This window comes from Avibacterium sp. 20-126 (assembly GCF_044358625.1).
Lineage (GTDB): Bacteria > Pseudomonadota > Gammaproteobacteria > Enterobacterales > Pasteurellaceae > Avibacterium.
In genome coordinates this window covers 740,904-764,706 of record NZ_CP091457.1, presented here as the reverse complement: position 1 = coordinate 764,706, position 23,803 = coordinate 740,904, and the positions used below count along the sequence as shown (strand labels likewise).

Genomic DNA, 23,803 nt, shown 5'->3' with positions numbered 1-23,803 from the left:
GGATTAAGATTACCCATTTTTTCGACTGAAAAAATGATCGGTGAGTACAGCTGCAAGAATAACAATAGATTTCGCAATCATTTGGTAATACGAGGATATATCAAGTAGATTCAACGCATTATTTAAAAAACCAATAATCAATGCACCAATTAATGTGCCTAAAATACGCCCTTTTCCTCCCATTAAACTTGTTCCGCCCACCACGACTGCAGCGATTGCATCAAGTTCATAAGAAACACCCGCGGTTGGTTGTGCCGAAGAAAGCCTTGAGGTAACAATTAATCCTGCCACGGTTGCAAGAAAACCACTTACCGCATAAACAAAAATTTTGACTTTATCCACGTTTATACCCGATAAGCGGGTTGCAGCTTCATTACCACCAAGCGCATAAATATATCGCCCCATAGGGGTATGTTTTAAGATATACCACGCCACAAGAAAAATAGTTGCCATTAACCAAATAGGGAAAGGGATACCAAATAAATAGCCTGTGCCAAGAAAAGAAAAATGATCGGCGACATCAGAAAAACCTAAACTAATCGGTCGCCCATCGGTATAAACCATTGTAACGCCACGTAATAATGTCATTGTTACAAGGGTAGCAATAAAAGCTTGCACTTTGCCTTTTGCAATAATCACGCCACTGATTCCCCCAAGTACCGTACCGCATAATAAAACCAGCGGAATAACAATAAACATAGATAAATCTAGATTGACTAAAGAAGCCGCAATTGCACCTGTTAATGCGAGTACTGAGCCAACAGAAAGATCGATCCCAGCGGTTAAAATCACAAACGTCATTCCTACCGCAATAATCGCATTGACTGAGGTTTGGCGTAAAATATTGAGTAAATTATCCATTGTGAAAAAATGAGGATTAATACTAGAAACAATGGCAATTAAGACAAGTAAAGCTAAAATCGAACGTTGTTCAATAAGAAAATTTTTTAATTTTGTTGCTGTCATAATTTGTCCTTCTAATGCTGTTGAGTAATTGCGGCAGTTAATAATTTTTCTTGGCTAACATCTCGGCGTAAAAACTCACCGCGAATTTCACCATTGTTCATTACCAATATACGATCACTCATTCCGATAATTTCTGGCATATCTGATGAGACTAAAATAATGCTCATACCTTCTTCTTTAAACTTATTAATTAGCTGATAAATTTCTTTTTTCGCCCCCACATCAATGCCTCTAGTAGGTTCATCAAGAATCAAAATATCAGGACGTGTCATTAAGCCTTTTGCAATCGCAACCTTTTGTTGATTCCCTCCAGAAAGCAAGCCTATTGTTTGATCCATTGAAGGGGTTTTTACATTAAACATCAGGATAAAATCATTTACCGTCATTTTTTCTGCTTGGTGATCAATCGCACCTTTTGGTGAAAGTTGATCCAGTGCAGTTAAGGTCATATTCTCCTTAATCGACATACTGAGGACTAACCCATCACCTTTGCGATCTTCAGAAATATAAACGATACCGTTTTTCAACCCATCTTGCGGTGTTTCAATAGATACAGATCGATTTCGTACGAAAATTTCACCGCTCTCTTTAACTAATGCGCCATAAATCAGTTTCATTAATTCGGTTCGTCCTGCGCCCATTAATCCTGAAACACCAAGAATTTCCCCACGATTGAGATGAAAAGAAACCTTATTTACGCCCTGACCGGTTAAATTTTCAACCTTTAATACAGGTTCTCCAATAGGAACATCAATATGTGGATATTGATCTTCTAATTTTCTTCCCACCATTAATTCAATGAGCTGTGCTTCATTTATCTCAGAAATTGTACTTTCCGCAATAAATTCACCATCACGCAAAATTGTCACATCATCACAAATCGTAAAAATATCTTGCATTCGATGAGAAATAAATACGATCCCGCAACCTTCTGTTTTCAGCTCTCTAATTACGTCAAACAAGGCTTTCGTTTCGGCGTCAGTCAAGGCATCGGTAGGCTCATCCATAATAATCACTTTCGCTTTAAAACTCAGTGCCTTCGCGATCTCAATCATTTGCAATTCACCGAGGGATAATTGTTCAACAGGGGTTGAAGGATGATGTTTAATTTTTAAACGTTGCAATAATTTTTTCGATTCTTCAATCATTTTCGTCCAGTCAATCCCACCCAATTTATGGGTAAACTCTCGCCCTAAGAAAATATTTTCTGCAATCGTTAAATTAGGGATAATATTGAGTTCTTGATGAATAATACTGATACCAGCTAACTGAGAAAATTTGGGATTTTTATACCGCACTTTTTCGCCATTAAAATAAATATCCCCACTATCTTGCTGATAAATTCCGGTAAGAATTTTCATCAGCGTCGATTTTCCTGCGCCATTTTCCCCCATTAATGCCATAACTCGCCCGGCGTAAACAGATAAATTTGCATTATGTAACGCACGCACACCCGGAAAAGACTTACAAATGTTGTTTAATTTTAAAATGGGTTCCATGGTTTCCCCCTAAAACGGTACACCTGATACAAGGATAATATTGGCATAAGGCGAACATTCCCCTGAACGGACAATGGCTTTACTTTCTTGGCTCAATGCCTTAAATTCCTCGTGACAGACGTAATCTACAACGATGTCATTATGTTGTTGCTGAGCTAACTGCGCGATACGTTGTAATAAGATTTGATGAAGTTGTGCATTATGTTGCTCAATCTCTTTCGCTAAAATCACTCTCTCCACAAAGCACTCTGTTGTTACAGCCTGAAAAACAGATAAAAAACTTGGCACGCCCTCTGATAAAGCTAAATCGACACAATCTATCGATGAAGGAATAGGCAATCCAGCATCACAAATTGTCAAAAAATCTGTATGCCCAAGACGGGCAATTTGATATGAAAGTGGCGCATTAAGAATACCTGTTTTTTTCATATTTCCCTCTCAAAAAAATATCGAAACGTTTCGATAAGACTAAACAATTCTTATAAGTTTTAAAATGACTATTTTTAAAATTTGTGAAGTTGATCAAAAAATAAAAGAATTTTCGTTTTAATCTCCATAAAAAAGGGTAATGTAAGAAAGAAAAGGAGATAATTATGCGTAAAAAAATTATTTTAGACTGTGATCCCGGCCATGATGATGCCATTGCCATATTACTCGCCCATGGTAATCCCAATATCGAATTGCTCGCCATTACGACCGTTGTTGGCAACCAAACCCTTGAAAAAGTCTCGCATAATGCATTAGCTGTTGCTGAAATTGCAAAAATTAAAAATATTCCCATTGCCAAAGGGGCTGAACGCCCGTTGGTTAGAGAAATTGAAACGGCCCCCTCTATCCACGGTGATTCAGGGTTAGATGGCCCCATTTTACCAACACCAACGAAAACCTTTCATCCTTCACATGCTGTTCAGTTAATCATTGACTTAATTATGTCTTACCCACCCAATACGATCACCTTAGTACCAACGGGTGGACTAACCAATATTGCCCTTGCCGCAAGATTAGAACCTAAAATTATCAATCGAGTAAAAGAAGTCGTATTGATGGGAGGCGGTTATCACACGGGGAATTGGAGTGCGGTGGCTGAATTTAATATAAAAATAGATCCTGAAGCTGCCCATATTGTATTTAGTGCTGGTTGGAAAGTAACAATGGTAGGTTTAGATCTGACTCACCAAGCCTTAGCCACGCCGGACGTGATACAGCGTATTGCAGAAATAGGAACAAAACCAGCTCAATTTGTCGTCGAATTGCTGGAATTCTTTGGCAAAATGTATAAAAAATCTCAAGGTTTTGATGCGCCACCAGTGCACGATCCTTGTGCTGTTGCTTATGTCATCGATCCCTCTTTAATAAAAACGCAACAAGTTCCTATTCATATTGAATTAACTGGTACTCATACGCTAGGAATGACCGTTGCAGATTTTCGTTATCCTCCAAAACCTTGCAACACCCAAGTTGCAACAACCCTTAACAGAGAAAAATTTTGGCAGTTAGTCATTGAAGCAATTAAAAATTTAGGTGATGATTAATAAAGTGAAATAGAATAACGTAGGTTGTTCTATTTTAAAATTAAGGAATGAGATCAGGTAGCCTATTCCTAGCCTGTTTGTAGAATGCATTCTCTACTTCAAACTTAAACATTTCTATAACTGTAAAAAAACCGCACTTTCTTTCAAAAGTGCGGTGCGTTCCCTAACGAAATTTATTTAATAAAAATCCTATCATGAGTTTAATACAATCTTAATCGAAATAAATAATTATGCCAGCAACGTTTAATTCTATCTTTGAAGTTAAAATATTCTCGTCTAACTTTTGAAAACAGAGATAAATTTTTTTCCCCACGTTGCTCCTCTCCTATAAGAGAAACGACTCCGCCAGCCCTATCAATACAAGGGGGATAAATTGCAAAATTTTCAATTTTATTTTCATAAAAGCGAGCCATTTGGTCATCCACAGGATAAATCCAGATTTGACAAAAAACAAGTAGTCTCTTAGCCGCTTCAGGCGTTATAGCATAGCCTTGGGCACAAAAATAATCCTTATAGAACTTCGTTACTGAAAAACCATCAAATATTTCGACTTCAATTCTTTCAATATCACGATAATTTTTATGCAGCCATAAAAAAGGATAACTTTTTAAAAGTTCATCTAAATTATTATAAATATATTTAAAATTATCAAGAATACTTATATCATCCTCCAATACAACAATAGGTGTATTTTTACTAATACATTCTTTCCATAAAGAATAATGGCTAGCAAAACAACCTAACTCACCTAATGATAGAGTTCTTCCCTTTCTTTGAAAATGTTTTTCTGCATTATAATGAGAAAATAAATGATGCACAGGATTTTCCTTTGCATTAATAGCAGGAAAAAATTGAAACTCAATACCTAATTTTTCAAATTGATCTTTAATAAGTCTCTCTCTATCTTTTGCTGATTCAATATGAATCACATAAATAGGTATCATTCGGGCACTCTCCTATTATTGTTAATTGTCATTGCATAAAAAACAACATTACACATATAAAAGAACATTGCATATTCTTTATTTATTAATAAAGCATCAGTTAGATTAAAGGATATTAATCCAAGAATATTTATTATTCCTAATAGCCCTATAATCTTTCTATCTTCAACACTAGAACTTTTATAAATATTAATGAAGTATTTTAAAAAAGTATATATTAGCAATAATAATACAAATAACCCAACAATACCCCTATGATAAGTTTGTTCAATAAATTGGTTATGAGAATGGGTATAATCTTTAGTGTAGTTTGGAATTACGCCAGATTCTGCCTGTTCATGACGTTTATTCAACATACCATCTCGTCCCCATCCTAAGATAGGCTTTTCTTGAATTGCGTACCAAGCACCTTTATATAAATCAAATCTGACACCAACAGAACTATAAGCATTAGAATCATCTACATACTGAGTGATGTTATCCAGCGCAGCTTGATATCTTTTGCTAACCCCAAACTGAGGTATAATACTTACAACTATAATAATTGAAATTAGGAATATAAAAAACGAATAAACTATTTTTTTGAGAGATATTCTATATTTAAAAAATAGAAAAAAAAGTATAAAAGGAAAGGCAATCCAACTTCCTCTAGTTCCTGTTACAATATTTCCCAAAAGACCTATACAAGAAGAGAAAAGTAAAAATGCTCCCATTTTTATATCCTTTTCCTCTAAATAATGAAGTCCTAATGCTATACAATATAGTGTAACCGTCATTATAATAGCTGCTGCTGGTATAGGATTTATAACATCCAAATCAAAAGCTCTGTCCAATCCAAGATAAAACTTATTATATAAAGATTGGATACCATAGATGAGGCAACTAACGCCAAAAACGATAGCCAAAAATTTAAAATTTGGCCTATATCTAATAAGAAGGAAAAGAATAGGAATTGACAATAATAAAAAATGATCTGCTTTAAAGGAACTTGGAATCGCATCTCCATTAAGGATAGCTACAAATAACCCGACAATATAATATAGCAAAGAAAATATTACATATTTTTTAACATCATATCTATACTCTATATTTTTATAATTTGAGAAAATATAAAAAAATGAAAGAGCTACCAATATAACTGGCGAAACATAATAAGAGCTTTTTATTGATAAAAGCACAACAAAGAAAATCAGAATCAATACATTAATACTATATAAGAAAAAACTTTTCCTCATCACAAACTCCACCTATAAAAAAGTTCTATTATCTTACACTTTTTTTATAGACTTTCTACTATTTTAGAAGTTTTTAACAAATTCCAGCCTATTTTGCAAACACTCCTTTATTCTTATCATTTGACTTTATCTTACTTTGACAGGATGCCAAGTATAAGATAGAATTGGTAGAATCACTTGATCAGTGAATGTTTTAATAATGACAAATTCAAGTTTCTATCTTCAGATGCCATAAGTTTATGCTTAATTACATCCTATCCTTGCCACGCAGTATAAAAAGACTTATATCAATTATCATTGATATAGTTTTGATTGCGTTTTCTTATTTTCTTGCCCTAGGAGTTCGACTAGAACTTATTCAAGAACTTAAACTAGCTGAAAACTGGTACATCATTTTACTAGTAGGAAGTATTTCTGTTCTTTTTTTCATCAAGCTAGGATTATATCGAGCCGTTATTCGCTTCGTTACAATAAAATTCACTCAAGTGGCCATCATTGGTTCTCTAATTTCGACTGCAATATTATTCATCGTTACGTTCCTACTTAACTTTGGTTTACCTAGAACCGTTCCTTTTCTTTACTTTATCTTTATATCTATATTCATTACATATACACGTTTTCTATGGAGAACCCTACTCGGGTATAATCGAGAAGCCAAAACTAAAGTTCTCATATACGGTGCTGGTAGCTCAGGTCGGCAACTACTAACAGCCTTAAATCAAAGCTCTCATTATTCAGTCATTGGTTTTATTGATGACAATAAAGCCCTATATAAAACCATATTACATGGCATTACTGTTTACAGTCCTAAATCATTAGGTAAATTAATAGAAAATAGAAACATAAAAAAAATTCTATTAGCAATGCCTAGCGCAACGCAAAGTCAGCGTAAAGCGATTATTAATAGAATTAGTAAATATAAATGTGAAGTTCTTACAATACCAGGAATGGAGGATATTGTCAGTGGAAAAGCACATTTAACTAGCTTAAATCAAGTATCAATTTCTGACCTCTTAGGGCGTGATGCAGTAACACCCATTGAATCCCTATTAGAGCAGGATATAGAAAATAAAGTTGTTATGGTAACTGGCGCTGGAGGTTCTATCGGTTCTGAATTATGCCGTCAAATTATTAAGCAATCACCTAAAAAATTAATTTTATTTGAGTTAAATGAATTTTCGCTATATCAAATACACCAAGAATTATTAAAACATCCTGATTTTCAACACGTTAAATTGATCCCATTATTGGGTTCTGTACAAAGAAAGCATAGGCTAGATATTATTATGCGTTCATTCAAAGTCGATACGGTTTACCATGCAGCAGCATATAAACATGTACCTTTAGTTGAATACAATGTGGTTGAAGGAATCCGTAATAACATTTTTGGAACCTTATATTGTGCCCAAGCAGCTATTGAAGCAGGAGTTTCTACTTTTGTCTTGATTTCTACTGACAAAGCGGTTCGTCCAACCAATATAATGGGTACAACAAAGCGTATGGCGGAATTAATTCTACAAGCATTAGCCAAAACACAAAATACAACACGTTTTTGTATGGTTCGTTTTGGAAATGTTTTGGGATCTTCAGGTTCTGTAGTCCCATTATTTAATAAACAAATTCAAGAAGGCGGACCTATAACATTAACACATCAGAAAATTACTCGATTTTTTATGACAATCCCTGAAGCCGCCTCACTAGTTATCCAAGCTGGCGCAATGGGAAAAGGCGGAGATGTTTTTGTTTTAGATATGGGCGAACCAGTAAAAATTTATGATTTGGCTGTACGAATGGTTCACTTAAGTGGACTAACCTTGAGAAATGAGAAAAATCCGAACGGAGATATTGAGATTTCAATTACAGGATTAAGACCAGGTGAGAAATTATATGAAGAACTACTTATCGGTGATAACGTACAGGGAACACAACATCCAAGAATTATGACAGCTATCGAAACAATGCTTGATTGGAATGACTTGAATAACATCTTGCAGCGATTAGATATATTATGTTCAGAATACAAGATTGATGAGATTAGAGATTTATTAGTTTCCTCATCTACAGCCTTTAGTCCAACAACAGAAAATTGTGATATGGTATATCAAAATTTATCTTAATAATATATTTACATTAAGGAATAATAAACAGTGAAAATTAGTTTCTCTCCTCCTGATATTACAGATTTAGAAATTAAGGAGGTAATTTCTGCATTAAAAAGTGGCTGGATAACTACAGGCCCTAAAACAAAAGAATTAGAAAATAAACTTGCCTCCTACATAGGTACAGAGAAAGTAGTTTGTCTAAATTCAGCAACGGCAGCCTTAGAACTTATCCTTAGAATATTAGGTATTAAAGAAGGTGATGAAGTTATCACCTGTGCCTATACCTATACAGCCAGTGCGAGTCCTGTTATTCATATTGGTGCAAAACTTATTCTAGTAGATACAAGCCCAAACTCCTATCAAATGGATTATGATGCATTAGAAAATGCTATTACTGATAAAACTAAAGCTATCATTCCTATTGATATAGCTGGGGTACCTTGTGATTACGATAAGATTTTCGAAATAGTAGAACGCAAAAAAAACCTATTTAAACCTTCTAATGATTTACAGCAGAAAATAGGTCGTATTTCGGTTGTTGCTGACTGCGCACATTCTTTAGGTAGTATATGGAAGAATAAAATGGCGGGAAATATTGCTGATTTTAGCAGTTTCTCTTTTCATGCAGTGAAAAATTTTACTACAGCAGAGGGAGGGTGTGCTACCTGGAAAAATATTGACGGCATAAGTAATGAAGATCTTTACCGTCAGTTTCAATTACTTTCTTTGCATGGTCAAAGTAAAGATGCGCTATCCAAAACAAAATTAGGTGCTTGGGAATATGATATCCAAGGTTGCTACTATAAATGTAACATGACAGACATTAGTGCTGCTATTGGACTAGCACAATTCAACCGTTACCCTCATCTATTAGAAAAACGAAAAGAGATTATTAATAAATATCTTGCTGGATTGAAAAATTCTAATATTAATATTCTGCCTCATTTTACGAATGAATATTCAAGTAGTGGGCATTTATTCTTAACACGCCTATTAAATAAAGATGAAACATACCGTAACCAATTTATCGAAAAAATGGCAAAAGCTGGTATCGCAACTAATGTTCATTACAAGCCTTTACCTATGCATACAGCATATAAATCACTCGGTTTTTCAATAGAGCAATTCCCTAATGCTTATCAGCAATATTGTAATGAGGTAACACTACCTCTACATACCCAACTAACTGATGAGGAAATTGATTATGTTATTGAAAACTTCAAGCGAATTTTGAGTGATTAATATGATTTTGAGAAATTGGAATAATTTACCTTCACAAATGAAAAATGAACCAATGAAGGCATATTATGACTACTTGAAGAAAAAGCAAATTAGCCTACTATTTAAATTTGCTTTTGATAGATGTTTAGCTGCTATTTTATTGATTTTATTAGCTCCCTTATTTTTATATATAGCCTACAAAATCAGTAAGGATAGTCCAGGAGGAATATTCTTCAGACAACTAAGAATAACTCAATATGGTAGAGAGTTTAAAATTTACAAATTTCGCACAATGATAGCAAATGCAGAATCTTTAGGCTCACAAGTTACAGTAGATAATGACAAACGGATTACAGCTATAGGAGAAAAACTCAGAAAAACTCGTTTAGATGAACTCCCTCAATTAATCAATGTTCTCAAAGGAGAAATGAGCTTTGTAGGCACAAGGCCTGAAGTGCCTAAATATATCGCGGCATATACAGCTGAAATGATGGCAACATTACTCTTACCTGCAGGGATTACAAGTGAAGCGAGTATTGAATATAAAGACGAAGATAAGCTTTTATCTAATGCTAAGGATCCAGATAAAGAATATATTGAAAAAGTACTTCCTGAAAAAATGAAATGGAATTTAGAGAGTATTCGAAAGTATTCTTTTTCTAGAGATTTACTTACAATGATAAAAACAGTGCTAGCGGTAATTAAGTAATGAATATAGTGCTTTATAATAGCATTGTATAAAAGACACTCTGGAAGATTTTTGTATTGAACTCTAAGGTGAATAGTAAATAATTGTAAATTAAGTTTTTATAAAAATAGTTAATAAAGGTAAATTTATAATGGAGAATTATCCTAAATTTTCAGTTTTAATGTCAGTATATTATAAAGATGTTCCTTCTTTTTTTGATCAAGCATTGAGTAGTATTTGGCTTCAACAGACCATCCGTCCATCGCAAATTATTTTAGTTAAAGATGGGCTTCTTACTGAAGATTTGGAAAAAGTGATTAAAAAATATATTGAGATATGTGGTCCTAGTTTAAATATAATTTCACTACAGAGAAATAGTGGTTTAGCCTATGCTCTATCGCAAGGATTAGAGCATTGTAAATATGATTATATTGCAAGAATGGATAGTGATGATATTAGTACACCAGAACGGTTTGATAAACAATTAACTTTTCTACATAAAAACAAAGATATTGATGTGGTTGGAAGTTATTTAACTGAAATTAATGAAAATGGAGATATTATAAAAGAATTAGTTAAATATCCTTTAGAAAATGGAGAGTTACGAGAATTTTTCTCTAAAAGAGATCCTCTGGCTCATCCTACGGCCTTCTTTAGAAAAAGTTTCTTTATGAAAGCAGGATCTTATACTAACGAAATAAATTTAGGAGAAGATACTGTACTTTGGTATCGTGGATTTATAAATAATTGTCATTTTGCTAATGTACCTCATGTTGGATTATTATTTAGACGTACGAATAGTTTTTACAAAAGAAGAAGTAATTGGAAAAAATCAATCTCTTTATTGAAGTTTAGGCTTTTAACCATTAATAGAAGACTGGGATATAACATAAATGCAGATATATATGCGATTACATATTTTTTAATTTCTATATCCCCTAATTTTATAAAAAAATTAGCTTATCAATTTTTTAGATAAAATATTAAGGATAAAAATTATTTAGATATTTTTGTACTGAAGAGTTCCCAAGAATCTTCTTATATCTTCTGATTTTTTAATATTCTCAGCTATCAAATGACTATAATGAATCCTAATTATTAAATATATTATATAAATTGTAAATAAAATGATTAAAGTATACTTAGAATACAAAACTCAGATTAATAATTTTTTATATCTAACTATTGTTTATGGTATAAATATTTTTTTACCTCTAGCTTTATTTCCTTTTCTATTACATAAATTAGGAGAAAGCTTATATGGAAAAATTATTTTTACACAAACAATAGCAAATTATTTTCTAGTATTCACCAATTTTGGGTTTAATATTTCTAGTACAAAATCTATCAGTCTAAATAAGGATAATCAAGAGAAAATCAACATCATTTTTTCTTCAACAATATATACTAAATTAATCTTATTTTTTATTTCATTGTTAATTAATCTCTTATTCTGTATTATATCTGGCATAAGTAAAAATGATATAATTCTTTATATAGCCTCTCTCTTTATTTGCTTTTCTGATGCTTTATTACCCATATGGTTTTTTCAAGGAATTGAAAAAATAAAATATATAACAATAGTTAATGTATTATCAAGAATATTGGGGGCAATATTTATACTATTAATAGTAAGAAATGAAAATGATTATATATTTATACCTTTATTATACTTTACTGGAAATTTATTGGGTTCTATAATTTCACTCTATATTGCTATCAAAAAAGAAAATATACGTTTTATATTTGTTGAAAAGAAAAATATTATAGAGAGAATTAAAGAAGGATATGTTTTTTTATTTTCTGACTTTTCGTCCATTATAAAAGACAAAGGAAATATTAGTATAATAGGTGGCTTCCTAGGAATATCATATGTTGTATATTACGATCTAGCTGAAAAGATAATATGGGCATTTAGATCTATATTATATAATATGAATATAGTTTTTTTTCCATATATAGTGAAGAATAACAATAAAGAAAGAGTAAAAAAAATCATTTGGGCTATATTTTCATGTAGTTGCTTTTTATATGCTATTTTATATTTTTTCTCAGATACAATAATTTATTTTATATCTAGAGACGAGAGTATGCTCTTTATTAATTCTTTTATTCATTTAATGGGAGTCTATCTTTTACTAGCTACTTTTAGCTCTTGTATAGGGCAATTTATTTTAATTGTAAATAATTTAGAAAAATTATATTTAAAAAGTTTATTGATTACTTCTATAAGTTATTTTAGTTTAATTTTATTTTTGTATATTATGAAAATATTCTCTATTGAGTCTTTAATTATAGCATACAATGCTAGTATTTTAATTGAACTTATATATAGAGTATATATTTGTAAGAAGAAAAACTTAATTGGATATATTATTTAATATGAAATCACAAAAACCTATATTACTTTCTTTTATTTTTTTACTATACTTAATATTATTCGTATATATAAATATCAATTCAGATATTTCTATTTTTTCACTTGAGTTATTTTTATTTTTACTTTATGGAATTTGTATCACTTGGACAATATTTACTATAAATAAGTATCCACTTGCATTTATTATAACAGCCTTATTTGGGCTGTTTATCTATTCCAGATTTTTCTTGGATCTATGGCATTTATTACCTTATAATATAAAGTTACAAACTCGTTTTATTGGTGACTATTTTTCTGATGAAACTATAAAAGAAACTATTATAACTTATATTTTTTCGATAATGGGACTAATGGCTGGATTTTTAGTTATAGATTTAAAAAATAAAAAAACTATTAAAAAAAAATTAATACAAGAAAATTTCATATATAGAATAGGCCTATGCTGTTTAATTTTATCAGCTCCAGGATTAATTTATAAAATGTATTTGTTAACTAGTATGGTTAATGAATTTGGTTATCTTTCTCTATACAAAATAGATAATCCATCAGGTTTAATTAGAATTATTGAGTTTACTAGTTATAAATTATATCTTCTAGGAATAAGTTTATTATTATCTTGTAGTCTTAACAAAAAACAATTCTATGTTCTAGCCATATTAATAATGGTTATATCAGGAGTATATCTTTTCCTAGGAAAAAGATCAGAATTTGGCATTTCAATTATATTTCTTATATGGTATTGGTTCTCTTATTTATGTAAAGAAAAAAAAATAAATATAAAATCATCACTTATAATATTATTTATATTAATTTCTTTCTCCTTTATTTTTCAATATATCAATTATTCTAGAGCGCATTCAGAAAAAAATGAAAATACTAACGATATCTCAATAGTAAGTTTTTTAGCCACCCAAGGAGTTAGTGGAATTGTTCTACCTTACTATATAGAATATAAAGATATAATTAATAGAGAATATTATCCTTATATAATGGCTCCAATTATCGATAGGATACATAGAGGAGGAGCAAGTATAAAGGTAATAAATAATACAAATTACTTATCTTATGAGCTCACCTATGCCATTTCACCTGAAGCCTATTTAAATGGGGAAGGAGTAGGAACAAGCTATATTACAGAATTATATGAAGGGGGAAAAAGTTCAGTTTTTCTAGGTATGTTTTTTTTAGGAATGTTCGTAATTTTTATTGAAAGAAAAAAAAATACTCCATACATTAAATATCTATCATTACTTTTTGTTATGACGTTATTATTTTTACCTAGAGGTGAATTTTTTGAATATTTTTATGAATTTATATTATTTTCATTAGTATGGTATTTTTCAAATATAGTATGTTATAAATTAAGGAGTAGATATGGACGATAATAATTCTGATAAGATTGATTTTGTTTTGCCTTGGGTTGATCCATCAGATAAATTATGGCGAGAAAAAAAAGAGTACTTTAGTAAAAAGAGAAACTTTGACTCAGATTCTAATACATCTTCTAGATATCGAGATATGGAAATATTAAAATATGTTTTACGTTCAATTGAGAAAAATTGTAGCTGGTATAATAATATATTCTTAATAACAGAAGGTCATTATCCAAAGTGGCTAAATATAAAACATCATAAAATACGTCTAATTAGACATGAAGAATTATTTCATGATAAAACTGATCTACCTACTTTTAATAGTAGTTCTATAGAATGTAATTTATCCTCTTTGAAAAGCTTAGGACTTACCGAAAAATTTATATATCTAAATGATGATATGTTAATATTTAGAAAAGTAGATACTTCTAGATTTTTTATAAATAATCTTCCCGTTGATTTTTTGTGTCATACATTAGTTCCAAGAACTGAACTCATACTAAAATTGAGAAGAATAACTGATTCCTGGGGCTATTCGTTACTGAATAGTATAACTTTAGTAAATAGTAAAAAAAACATTCAAACTATTTCTAAAAATCTTATCTATAATACAAGTTATTCTATAACCGAAAAATTAAATAACTTTTTAATGAAAACTTTATATAGAAAAGCTATTAGTCTAAAACATTGGCATCATCCCCAACCTTACTTAATAAATACTTTAGAGGAAGTAAAAGAACATTTTAAGCTTCAGCTAGAGAGAGCATCTAAAAATAAATTTAGAGATAAAACTGATCTAACACAATATCTATATCGATATTGGCATCTATTGAGTGGGGAATTTTATCCATCAAAACTGAATGATGGAATAGGAGACAAAAATATTACATCTGTGAAAGATGTAAATGAAATTTTTGAAAAACTTGAAAAGGATCCACATATTAATTTTGTATGCTTTAATGATAGCCCTGATTTAACAGAACAAGAATTTTATCTAGTAAAAGAGCGCTTATTAAATGAATTAGAAAAAATCTTTCCTGAAAAGGCAAGTTTTGAAATATAGTGTATATTCTTCTAATATCTAATGCTAGCCTAAATACTCTATCCTTTCGTTAAGCTTAGAGCTAAAACTTTTGGTGTAATGGACAAAACTGTAGAAAAAGTGGTTCCCCTCTATACTATAAAGGGAGGGACCACTTTTTCTAAAATATAAATAAAAAATTTTCCATACTATCAATATGCTACTGTACATAGACATGGGGAGAAAAATAATATTCTACATTACAAACGCATAAACTGTAATGAAACTTTTACCTACCAGATAAAATCACATTCTACAAATATTTGGTTTGATTATTCTCAAGGAAAAAAATCTACAAAGAGCTTACGATTAAATATAAATATTGGGTTAAAACCATTCAGAAGTGATAAAATGCCTAAAACAATTTGAGCCTCTCCCTATTTTAAACTCTCTCAATACGGCTTCCTTTGATCCTGAATTTGGTATATTGGTAATGATGGATAATCAGAGTGAAAAATAATTTTTCATCAAACTATAAAATGAAAATCATCGAAAAAGCCTTAAAAGGCAACTGAAAAAATGAATTTTGCCATCGTTTATATTATTGGTATTTAAAGTATCAAAATTTTTAAATGAATACATTGAGAAATTTAATGAAAAAGGCTACGTATCCTTATAAAGGGAAGGATATTAGAGATACTTTTACCAGTATGAAATATTTATTTACCTTTGAAAGGTATTCTGAATTAAATATTAAAAGCACAAAAAACCAATTGAAAAGTTTATTTAGCACACTGAAACAAAATTTAAACAACCAAAACGGATTAAGTAAAATTTCAACATTATGTTTATAAAGAATTTTTTAATGAAAGAGTGGGGAAAATTATATTGAAATAACTAAATCCTACATTTTTTCATCACCCTGCTAAAAAACCTTTATAAACATGATCTTATCTTTCCCTAAGCCATTAAGCACGAGAAATTTGTGTTTTAATTTTTTGAATAATCTTTCCTGATAATTGGCCGTTTTTTCAATGTCTAAAACAACCGACTTTTCATAAATGGAAAAAATAATTTTGATATCGTTTTAGACTTACATAAATATCTTAAAAAACCGCACTTTCTTTCAAAAGTGCGGTGCTTTTTTTCAGCAAAATTTATCTTATAATGCTTTTAATATATCATCCACGCGCTCTTTTGCATCACCGAAGAGCATTTGTGTGTTTTCTTTGAAGAATAATGGGTTTTGTACGCCGGCGTAGCCTACTGCCATTGAGCGTTTGAATACCACCACATTAGCGGCTTTCCACACTTCTAGCACTGGCATTCCTGCGATTGGGCTATTTGGATCATCCATTGCCGCAGGGTTTACGGTGTCATTTGCGCCAATAACTAAGACGACATCGGTATCAGCAAAATCATCGTTGATCTCGTCCATTTCTAATACCACGTCATAAGGCACTTTGGCTTCAGCGAGCAACACGTTCATATGACCCGGTAAACGCCCTGCTACTGGGTGAATACCAAAACGTACATTCACACCACGATCACGTAATTTTTGTGTAATTTCAGCCACGGGATATTGCGCTTGTGCCACCGCCATTCCATAGCCCGGTGTGATGATCACAGAGCTTGCATTTTTCAGCATTTCCGCCACTTCTTCCGCGCTTGTTTCACGGTGTTCGCCTTGTTCTTGATCACCACTTGCAACCACATCATTACCAAAACCGCCAGCGATAACGCTGATAAATGAACGGTTCATTGCTTTACACATAATGTAAGAAAGAATCGCCCCTGAAGAGCCTACTAATGCCCCAGTTACGATCAAGAGATCATTATTAAGCATAAAGCCTGCTGCTGCCGCTGCCCAACCTGAATAAGAGTTCAGCATTGATACCACCACTGGCATATCTGCACCACCAATTGATGCCACTAAATGCCAACCAAAGGCAAGAGCAATGATAGTCATTAATAGCACTGGGAAGATATTTTCTGGCGAGCTTAAAAATGCGATCATTAATAACGCCGAAACCACTAACGCCGCTAAATTTAATTTATGGCGATGCGGTAACATTAAGGCTTTAGAATTAATAATCCCACGTAGTTTACCGAATGCGACCACAGACCCTGTGAAAGTTACTGCCCCGATGAAGATGCCTAAGAAAACTTCAACATTATGGATAGTTGCTAAAGTTGCTTGTTCTGCATCAAATGCTGCTTTCGCATTTTCTAATGCCGCTTCACTGATAAATGCTGTACCTTCTGGTGCAACAAATTCAGGGGTAACGTGTAAGCCAAAGCTGTTAAAGCCGACCAACACAGCAGCAAGACCAACAAAGCTATGTAAAATAGCTACAAGCTCTGGCATTTCGGTCATTTCTACTTTTAATGCACGTTGGATACCAATCACCGCGCCAATCGCCATTGCAATTAAAATCCAAATTTGTCCTGACGTTTGTGGCCCAAAAATGGTTGCGATAAGGGCAATAGTCATCCCCACGATACCATACCAACAACCTGCTTTAGCAGTTTCGTGTTTAGAAAGCCCTGCTAAGCTCATAATGAAAAGTAATGCCGCTACAATATATGCAGCCTGTACTAAACCTTCTGACATTGCTTTTTCTCCTTAACCTTTTCTAAACATTGCAAGCATACGTTGGGTTACTTTAAAGCCACCAAAGATATTGATACTTGCGACTAAAATTGCAATAAATGCGAGTAGGCTGATAAAGAAACTGCCTTGGGCAATTTGCAATAACGCTCCCACAATGATAATGCCTGAAATGGCGTTAGTTACTGCCATTAATGGGGTATGTAAGGCGTGGCTCACATTCCAAACCACATAGTATCCCACCACACAAGCAAGTACAAACACGGTAAAATGTGATAAGAATGCCGCAGGCATTACTGAACCTAGCCATAAGAACAGCACGCCAATTGCTCCCATAATACCGTATTTGATACGCGGATCTTGTGGTTTTTGTTCTTTCTTCTCAACTACAACCTCAGCTTTTTGTTGTGGTTGGGCAGAAACTTGAATTGGCGGTGCTGGCCAAGTGATTTCACCATCACGAATGACCGTTACACCACGTAACACAACATCATCAAAATCAATATTGATCGTACCGTCTTTCTCTTTACATAATAACTTCAGCAAATTCACTAAGTTTGTGCCATAAAGCTGAGAAGATTGCGTTGGCAAACGTGCTGGGAAATCAGTATAACCAATGATTTTCACTTGATTATCTGTTACGAAAATTTCACCCGGTTTGGTGTATTCACAGTTTCCTCCCGTTAATGCGGCTAAGTCCACAATAACAGAACCCGGTTTCATTGAATCAACCATTTCTTTGGTAATTAAACGTGGTGCTGGTTTACCCGGAATAGCAGCGGTCGTGATGATAATATCCACTTCTTTCGCTTGTGCGGCATAAAGTTCCATCGCTCGGCGATTAAACTCTTCCGACATCACTTTTGCATAACCATCACCTGAGCCACCTTCTTCTTCAAAATCAATTTCTAAGAAGTCTGCACCCATTGATTGCACTTGCTCTTTTACTTCAGGACGAGAATCAAAAGCACGCACAATCGCACCAAGGCTATTTGCTGTACCAATCGCAGCCAAACCTGCCACACCTGCCCCAATCACTAACACTTTCGCTGGCGGTACTTTACCTGCCGCAGTGATTTGCCCAGTGAAAAAACTACCGAATGCATTTGCCGCTTCCACCACAGCACGATAACCAGAAATATTTGCCATTGATGAAAGTGCGTCTAAAGACTGCGCACGTGAAATACGTGGCACAGCATCCATCGCTAAGACATTAATTTTTTTCGCAGATAATTTTTCCATTAATGCTTCATTTTGCGCAGGCCAAATAAAGCTAATTAAGGTTGCACCTTCTTTAATTAAGGCAATTTCCTCATCACTAGGAGGGTTTACTTTCATAATTACATCAGCATTCCACACTTCTTGTGTTGTGCCAATTTTTGCGCCAGCTTGCACAAATGCTTGATCTTCAAAACTTGCTTTAAATCCTGCATCGTGTTCAACAATCACCTCAAAACCCAGCTTTAAAATTTGCTGTATTGTTTTTGGCGTTGCTGCTACACGTGTTTCATTATCAAGCCGTTCTCTAGGTACACCAATTAACATAATGTTTCCTTCAAATTGGTTGATGATACAATCTGGAAATCACTTCCCAGCCCATAAATGACAAAAGTCGAATCATCCTAACTGTATCATTTATTACAAAAGAGGTACAAAAAGATTTTACAAATTTCATTGAAAAAATTTACCTATGAATAAATAGATTAAAAATTATCTAAAAATTTAGCTGATGAAATAATGATAAAAAAATCAATAAAAAGCACCGCACTTTTCTTTTTACCCACAACACAAAATGATACACTGCCGTTTTTAGTTATATAGGAATAAATAATGCAGTTACCCGCTCTTCAATCTGCCACCCTACTCCGCCGTTATAAACGCTTTCTTGCTGATGTCGAACTTGCCAATGGTAAAATACTCACGATTCACTGCGCAAATACGGGGGCGATGACAGGTTGTGGTGAAAAAGGGGATACCATTTGGTATTCAACCTCTGACAGTAAAACCCGAAAATACCCTCATTCGTGGGAACTTACCCAACTTCAAAATGGGCAAATGGTATGTATTAACACACACCGTTCCAATCAACTCACCTTTGAAGCACTGCAAAATAAGCAAATCAAAGAATTAGCGGCATACAGCGAAATTCTGCCTGAAATGAAATATGGTGAAGAAAATAGCCGAATTGATTTCCTGCTTAAAGAGAAAGGCTTACCGGATTGCTATGTGGAAGTAAAATCCGTTACCTTAGTAAAAGGCAATCTGGGAATGTTTCCTGATGCGGTAACCACCAGAGGACAAAAACATTTACGAGAGCTAATGGCGATGAAAAAGCTGGGTCATAGAGCGGTCATTTTTTTCGCTGGATTACACAACGGTTTTGATTGTTTCAAAGTCGCGGAATATATTGATCCTGAATACGCGAAGCTACTTCGTCAAGCCATAAAAGAAGGGGTTGAGGTGTATGCCTATGCGGGAGAATTCGAATTTTCTCATCACATTCCTACCGCACTTTCACTTACACATTTAGTGCCTTATATTGAATAAATAATTTATTGAGAATTATTTGCATTTATGTATTGACTTTATATTTGAGAACAATTATCATTTAATTCATTCAAACAATAATAGATAATCACTCCAACATTTTAGTGCCTCTCCCCCCCACAGAAAGAGGCACTTTTTTTATATTTAATTTAAGTGTCTGCCGTTAATAGCTATGCTATTGTCGTCGCATCTAAAATTAATTGCGTTACTGCTTCAGCTTGTGACATTAACGACGCATGACTTGCATCAAGACTGATAATTTTACGTGGTGAAATACGTTCTGCCATCATTTTTTGATTATCAGGGTGAATCATTCTATCTTGTGTAGAAATTTGATAAAAACTTGGCTTTATTTTCCACGCTACTTGGCTCACCGTATCAGCAAAGGTGGAAGCTAGTGGTGCTTTTTGTGTAATTGACAGTGGATAAGCTTCATCTTCACTCACATCTTGGCAAAAACTTTGATGGTAGCGGTTTCGTTCTATCCATAGATAACCATCACTATCTCCGACAATCGCAGAAAAAGCCTCTGGTGGGTGCTGTTGGCTAATGCCTCCCGCACTTTCACCTACATCAGGGGCGAATGCAGCAATATAAACTAGGGCTTTTACATTTGGTAAATCCCCCATTTCAGTAATTACTTTCCCACCATAAGAATGCCCTACTAATACTACGGGTTTCTGAATTTGCTTTACCATTTTACGGGTACGTTCTGCATCATCAGCTAAAGAAGTCAGCGGATTTTCTACCGCATAAACGTCTGTATACCCCTGTTTTTTCAGTTCCTTAAGTACAGGGTTCCAATGACTTGCCCCTCCCCAAAATCCATGCACTAAAACAATCGCTGGTTTTTCCATTTTTGGCTCCTAAATTTGTATAAAAGTTGTAATAAATCTTGCGCCAATTATACGCTTGACATATCTAAAGACAATCAGCGGTAATAGGATTATCCCTCTAAATTTAATAGGTTCTATCAATTAAAAACAATAAAAACACCATTTTTATAGCCATCTTAGCAATCATTTAATGAACGTAATTGCTTTCCTTCATCATCAAAATTATCCGCTGCAAGCCAACGTTCAAATTTCGGTTTCATTCTCTGCCATTCTTCTTTTAGCATTGAAAGCCACGCGGTATCACGATTACGATCTTTATAAACTGCAGCACGTCTAAAAATCCCTTCAAACTGAAAACCAAGGCGTTTTGCCGCATTAAACGAGGCTTGATTTAAACTATCACATTTCCATTCATAACGACGATATTTAAGTTTATCAAACACATATTGCATTGTGAGATATTGTGCTTCCGTTGCCACGCGAGAATGTTTTAGCAAGTTAGAATAAATCACCCAGCCCATTTCGATAGTGCGATTTTGTGGGTCAATGCGCATTAACGAAAATATTCCCACTACCTTTTGGCTCGCCTTATCAATAATCGCTAAATAATAAGGATCAGCACTGTTCGCCCATTCTTGCAGAAGCTGTCGTGCGGCTTGCTCATTAGGTTGTGCGGAAATAGGCAGATAAGTCCATTGGCTTTCTGGGCTATCTGGCCCAATAAACTTATAAATATCCTTAAAATGACGATCGGCACAAAGGTGTTGCAAACAACAATATTGCCCTTCTATTAGCTGAATATTTGGCAATTCCCCCCGCGTAAAATCGACAATAGGCTCTCCAATAGGCTGATTGAGATGATTAAGCGGCATTATTTTCTCCCTATAAAATTGCATATATCTTGCATAAAAAATAACATAAAATACAAGTGCGGTCAGATTTTTCACCATTTTTACAAGGACATTTAATGATAACGCCAAGCCAGATTATCCAATACATTGCCAAACATTATCAGGTTAATCCCGCCTATTTGTGGGCAAAATTTCCTGAGTATGCGGTTTTTCGCCACCTAAATAGCGGTAAATGGTTTGCCATTTTAATGAATATCCCCGGCAATAAAATTGGCTTGTCTCATACAGAAACCATTTGGATTATAAATGTTAAAGCCCAGCCTGAAATGATTGGTGCGTTACGTATGATAAAAGGGGTTTATCCCGCCTATCATATGAATAAAGAACATTGGATGAGTCTCCATTTAGCGGAAATTTCCCCTTCATTATTATGGGAATGTATTCAAGACAGTTTTTCTTTAACTCAACAGAAAAAACGATAAACCAGCGCGTTATTCCGTTGAAAAAAACATCATAAAAAATGACCGCACTTTAAATATCGCGAAAATTTGCCATCGTATTCTTTTTTCTTCAAAATTTCTCACCAATATTGCCTTTTCATTTGGCTAATATTATCTATAATAACCCACACATTACAGGATTATTTATTATAGGATACATCAATGACAGATCTCACAACTCAACTGGCTGAGCTGAAACGCGGCACGGATCAAATTTTTTCAGAACAAGATTTAATTGAAAAACTTAAAGAAAATCGTCCTTTACGCGTAAAATTGGGGGCTGATCCTACTGCGCCAGATATTCACTTGGGGCATACCGTGGTGCTAAATAAATTACGCCAATTCCAGAACTTTGGCCATCACGTGATGTTTTTAATCGGCGATTTCACCGCCACAGTGGGCGATCCATCAGGTAAAAACGCAACGCGTCCACCGCTTTCTCGTGAAGATGTACTACGCAATGCGGAAACCTATAAAGAACAAATTTTCAAAATTTTAGATCCCGAAAAAACTGAAATTGTGTTCAATTCTGATTGGTTAGGTGAATTAGGTACGGTTGGAATGATCCGTTTAGCCTCAAATTATACGGTAGCTCGAATGTTAGAACGTGATGATTTCAAAAAACGTTTTAGTAATAACCAACCTATTGCCATTCACGAATTTATCTACCCATTATTGCAAGGTTATGACTCGGTCCATTTGAAAGCCGATGTGGAATTAGGCGGGACAGACCAAACCTTTAACTTGCTAATTGGGCGTGAATTGCAAAAATCAGATGGGCAAAAACCACAAGTGGCGATCACACTTCCGTTACTCGTGGGCTTAGACGGTGAGAAAAAAATGTCAAAATCACTTGGCAACTACATTGGGGTAAACGAAGCACCAAATGAAATGTTCGGTAAAGTGATGTCTATTTCCGATGAATTAATGTGGGATTGGTATGATTTGCTTTCTTTCCGCCCATTAAGCGAAATTGCACAATTTAAGCAAGATGTGGCTAACGGACGTAATCCACGTGATATTAAAGTATTACTGGCAAAAGAAATTACTGCCCGTTTCCATTCCGAAGCCGACGCCAACGCCGCAGAACAAGCATTTATTAACCGTTTCCAAAAGGGGGCAATACCTGATGAAATGCCTGAATTTACCTTTGAGGGCGAAATTGGTTTAGCCAATTTATTAAAAGAGGCAGGGCTTGTAAGTTCCACCTCTGAAGCGATGCGTATGGTGCAACAAGGTGGGGTAAAAATTGATGGTGAAAAGGTAGAAAATGCCAAAGCCATTATTTATGCCTCCAGCGCTGTATATCAAGTAGGTAAACGCAAATTTGCACGCGTTACGGTAAAATAATAGGGCAAGATGTTAGGCGTATGAAAATACGCCTTCTTTTTTATCAATCCGCTAAATGGATTTTGCTATCAGTAAATAGCGATCTTTCATTTTAAAATTAAACACCGACAAATAACATTTCGCCTCATAGCAAAACATTATGCTAGT

Annotated in this window: 20 protein-coding genes; 11 read left to right on the top strand and 9 right to left on the bottom strand. The window is 33.7% G+C overall.

The window, feature by feature from the left end; all coding sequences use genetic code 11:
• Nucleotides 1-9 precede the first annotated feature (9 nt).
• The 3 genes from rbsC to rbsD are packed head-to-tail and all read right to left on the bottom strand — an operon-like array spanning nt 10 to nt 2,894.
• Nucleotides 10-966, bottom strand: coding sequence for a ribose ABC transporter permease (gene rbsC, locus L4F91_RS03610; protein ID WP_250364347.1), 957 nt, complete (start codon nt 964-966; stop codon nt 10-12).
• An 11-nt stretch (nt 967-977) separates the two neighbouring features.
• Entirely contained in the window at nt 978-2,465 is a 1,488-nt protein-coding gene (gene rbsA / locus L4F91_RS03605) for a ribose ABC transporter ATP-binding protein RbsA (protein ID WP_395897327.1), read from the bottom strand.
• A gap of 9 nt (nt 2,466-2,474) precedes the next feature.
• On the bottom strand, nt 2,475-2,894 hold the full coding sequence (gene rbsD / locus L4F91_RS03600) for a D-ribose pyranase (RefSeq protein WP_395897325.1): 420 nt from the start codon (nt 2,892-2,894) through the stop codon (nt 2,475-2,477).
• Between the two features lie 164 nt (nt 2,895-3,058).
• Here rbsD and L4F91_RS03595 point away from each other — a divergent pair, with 164 nt between their 5' ends.
• Entirely contained in the window at nt 3,059-3,997 is a 939-nt protein-coding gene (locus L4F91_RS03595) for a nucleoside hydrolase (RefSeq protein ID WP_395897323.1), read from the top strand.
• A 200-nt stretch (nt 3,998-4,197) separates the two neighbouring features.
• Here the strand turns inward: L4F91_RS03595 and L4F91_RS03590 are convergent, their stop codons facing one another.
• Nucleotides 4,198-4,941: a glycosyltransferase family 25 protein gene (locus L4F91_RS03590; RefSeq protein WP_250350577.1), complete on the bottom strand. Its 744-nt coding sequence runs from the start codon at nt 4,939-4,941 to the stop codon at nt 4,198-4,200.
• Nucleotides 4,938-6,176: an O-antigen ligase family protein gene (locus L4F91_RS03585; RefSeq protein WP_395897321.1), complete on the bottom strand. Its 1,239-nt coding sequence runs from the start codon at nt 6,174-6,176 to the stop codon at nt 4,938-4,940. The genes L4F91_RS03590 and L4F91_RS03585 overlap by 4 nt, the downstream gene beginning before the upstream one ends.
• 239 nt (nt 6,177-6,415) lie before the next feature.
• Here L4F91_RS03585 and L4F91_RS03580 point away from each other — a divergent pair, with 239 nt between their 5' ends.
• From L4F91_RS03580 to L4F91_RS03550, 7 genes are all read left to right on the top strand, one after another.
• A complete protein-coding gene (locus L4F91_RS03580; RefSeq protein WP_395897319.1) occupies nt 6,416-8,293 on the top strand; it encodes a polysaccharide biosynthesis protein in 1,878 nt (625 codons plus the stop codon).
• Between the two features lie 30 nt (nt 8,294-8,323).
• On the top strand, nt 8,324-9,520 hold the full coding sequence (locus L4F91_RS03575) for a DegT/DnrJ/EryC1/StrS family aminotransferase (protein WP_395897317.1): 1,197 nt from the start codon (nt 8,324-8,326) through the stop codon (nt 9,518-9,520).
• Nucleotides 9,521-9,527: 7 nt separating this feature from the next.
• Complete coding sequence (locus tag L4F91_RS03570) at nt 9,528-10,208, top strand: sugar transferase (RefSeq protein WP_395897805.1); 681 nt, start codon at nt 9,528-9,530, stop codon at nt 10,206-10,208.
• A 130-nt stretch (nt 10,209-10,338) separates the two neighbouring features.
• Nucleotides 10,339-11,166, top strand: a complete 828-nt coding sequence (locus L4F91_RS03565) for a glycosyltransferase (RefSeq protein WP_395897315.1) — start codon at nt 10,339-10,341, stop codon at nt 11,164-11,166.
• Nucleotides 11,167-11,314: 148 nt separating this feature from the next.
• Nucleotides 11,315-12,568 carry an oligosaccharide flippase family protein gene (locus tag L4F91_RS03560; RefSeq protein ID WP_395897313.1) on the top strand — a complete coding sequence of 418 codons (1,254 nt, stop codon included), beginning with the start codon at nt 11,315-11,317 and terminating at the stop codon, nt 12,566-12,568.
• Between the two features lies 1 nt (nt 12,569).
• On the top strand, nt 12,570-13,952 hold the full coding sequence (wzy, locus tag L4F91_RS03555) for an O-antigen polysaccharide polymerase Wzy (RefSeq protein WP_395897311.1): 1,383 nt from the start codon (nt 12,570-12,572) through the stop codon (nt 13,950-13,952).
• A complete protein-coding gene (locus L4F91_RS03550) occupies nt 13,942-15,003 on the top strand; it encodes a Stealth CR1 domain-containing protein (protein ID WP_395897309.1) in 1,062 nt (353 codons plus the stop codon). Before wzy ends, L4F91_RS03550 begins: the two co-directional genes overlap by 11 nt.
• 1,120 nt (nt 15,004-16,123) lie before the next feature.
• On the opposite strand, the gene pntB is transcribed toward L4F91_RS03550, so the two are convergent.
• Both pntB and pntA read right to left on the bottom strand, forming a co-directional pair.
• Complete coding sequence (gene pntB, locus L4F91_RS03545; protein ID WP_265755002.1) at nt 16,124-17,575, bottom strand: Re/Si-specific NAD(P)(+) transhydrogenase subunit beta; 1,452 nt, start codon at nt 17,573-17,575, stop codon at nt 16,124-16,126.
• Between the two features lie 12 nt (nt 17,576-17,587).
• Nucleotides 17,588-19,117 (bottom strand): Re/Si-specific NAD(P)(+) transhydrogenase subunit alpha, encoded by a 1,530-nt coding sequence (gene pntA, locus L4F91_RS03540; protein WP_250350586.1) that lies wholly within the window; start codon nt 19,115-19,117, stop codon nt 17,588-17,590.
• A gap of 285 nt (nt 19,118-19,402) precedes the next feature.
• Here pntA and sfsA point away from each other — a divergent pair, with 285 nt between their 5' ends.
• A complete protein-coding gene (gene sfsA, locus L4F91_RS03535; protein WP_395897306.1) occupies nt 19,403-20,119 on the top strand; it encodes a DNA/RNA nuclease SfsA in 717 nt (238 codons plus the stop codon).
• A 170-nt stretch (nt 20,120-20,289) separates the two neighbouring features.
• Here the strand turns inward: sfsA and L4F91_RS03530 are convergent, their stop codons facing one another.
• Nucleotides 20,290-20,976 (bottom strand): alpha/beta hydrolase, encoded by a 687-nt coding sequence (locus L4F91_RS03530; RefSeq protein WP_395897304.1) that lies wholly within the window; start codon nt 20,974-20,976, stop codon nt 20,290-20,292.
• A gap of 155 nt (nt 20,977-21,131) precedes the next feature.
• A complete protein-coding gene (locus tag L4F91_RS03525; protein WP_395897302.1) occupies nt 21,132-21,827 on the bottom strand; it encodes a GNAT family N-acetyltransferase in 696 nt (231 codons plus the stop codon).
• A gap of 95 nt (nt 21,828-21,922) precedes the next feature.
• Between L4F91_RS03525 and L4F91_RS03520 the strand changes: the two genes are divergently transcribed.
• Together L4F91_RS03520 and tyrS are read left to right on the top strand one after the other, a co-directional pair.
• Nucleotides 21,923-22,288 (top strand): MmcQ/YjbR family DNA-binding protein, encoded by a 366-nt coding sequence (locus L4F91_RS03520; protein WP_265762115.1) that lies wholly within the window; start codon nt 21,923-21,925, stop codon nt 22,286-22,288.
• 180 nt (nt 22,289-22,468) lie between these two features.
• Complete coding sequence (gene tyrS / locus L4F91_RS03515; protein ID WP_395897300.1) at nt 22,469-23,656, top strand: tyrosine--tRNA ligase; 1,188 nt, start codon at nt 22,469-22,471, stop codon at nt 23,654-23,656.
• Nucleotides 23,657-23,803 lie beyond the last annotated feature (147 nt).

Bases quoted from the DNA above. Each gene is read 5' to 3' on its own strand.
- L4F91_RS03525 (WP_395897302.1), bottom strand. From the start codon at position 21,827: ATGCCGCTTAATCATCTCAATCAGCCTATTGGAGAGCCTATTGTCGAT.
- L4F91_RS03520 (WP_265762115.1), top strand. From the start codon at position 21,923: ATGATAACGCCAAGCCAGATTATCCAATACATTGCCAAACATTATCAG.
- L4F91_RS03550 (WP_395897309.1), top strand. From the start codon at position 13,942: ATGGACGATAATAATTCTGATAAGATTGATTTTGTTTTGCCTTGGGTT.
- rbsA (WP_395897327.1), bottom strand. From the start codon at position 2,465: ATGGAACCCATTTTAAAATTAAACAACATTTGTAAGTCTTTTCCGGGT.
- wzy (WP_395897311.1), top strand. From the start codon at position 12,570: ATGAAATCACAAAAACCTATATTACTTTCTTTTATTTTTTTACTATAC.
- rbsD (WP_395897325.1), bottom strand. From the start codon at position 2,894: ATGAAAAAAACAGGTATTCTTAATGCGCCACTTTCATATCAAATTGCC.
- L4F91_RS03530 (WP_395897304.1), bottom strand. From the start codon at position 20,976: ATGGAAAAACCAGCGATTGTTTTAGTGCATGGATTTTGGGGAGGGGCA.
- L4F91_RS03560 (WP_395897313.1), top strand. From the start codon at position 11,315: ATGATTAAAGTATACTTAGAATACAAAACTCAGATTAATAATTTTTTA.
- pntB (WP_265755002.1), bottom strand. From the start codon at position 17,575: ATGTCAGAAGGTTTAGTACAGGCTGCATATATTGTAGCGGCATTACTT.
- L4F91_RS03565 (WP_395897315.1), top strand. From the start codon at position 10,339: ATGGAGAATTATCCTAAATTTTCAGTTTTAATGTCAGTATATTATAAA.
- pntA (WP_250350586.1), bottom strand. From the start codon at position 19,117: ATGTTAATTGGTGTACCTAGAGAACGGCTTGATAATGAAACACGTGTA.
- L4F91_RS03590 (WP_250350577.1), bottom strand. From the start codon at position 4,941: ATGATACCTATTTATGTGATTCATATTGAATCAGCAAAAGATAGAGAG.
- tyrS (WP_395897300.1), top strand. From the start codon at position 22,469: ATGACAGATCTCACAACTCAACTGGCTGAGCTGAAACGCGGCACGGAT.
- L4F91_RS03585 (WP_395897321.1), bottom strand. From the start codon at position 6,176: ATGAGGAAAAGTTTTTTCTTATATAGTATTAATGTATTGATTCTGATT.
- L4F91_RS03580 (WP_395897319.1), top strand. From the start codon at position 6,416: ATGCTTAATTACATCCTATCCTTGCCACGCAGTATAAAAAGACTTATA.
- rbsC (WP_250364347.1), bottom strand. From the start codon at position 966: ATGACAGCAACAAAATTAAAAAATTTTCTTATTGAACAACGTTCGATT.
- sfsA (WP_395897306.1), top strand. From the start codon at position 19,403: ATGCAGTTACCCGCTCTTCAATCTGCCACCCTACTCCGCCGTTATAAA.
- L4F91_RS03595 (WP_395897323.1), top strand. From the start codon at position 3,059: ATGCGTAAAAAAATTATTTTAGACTGTGATCCCGGCCATGATGATGCC.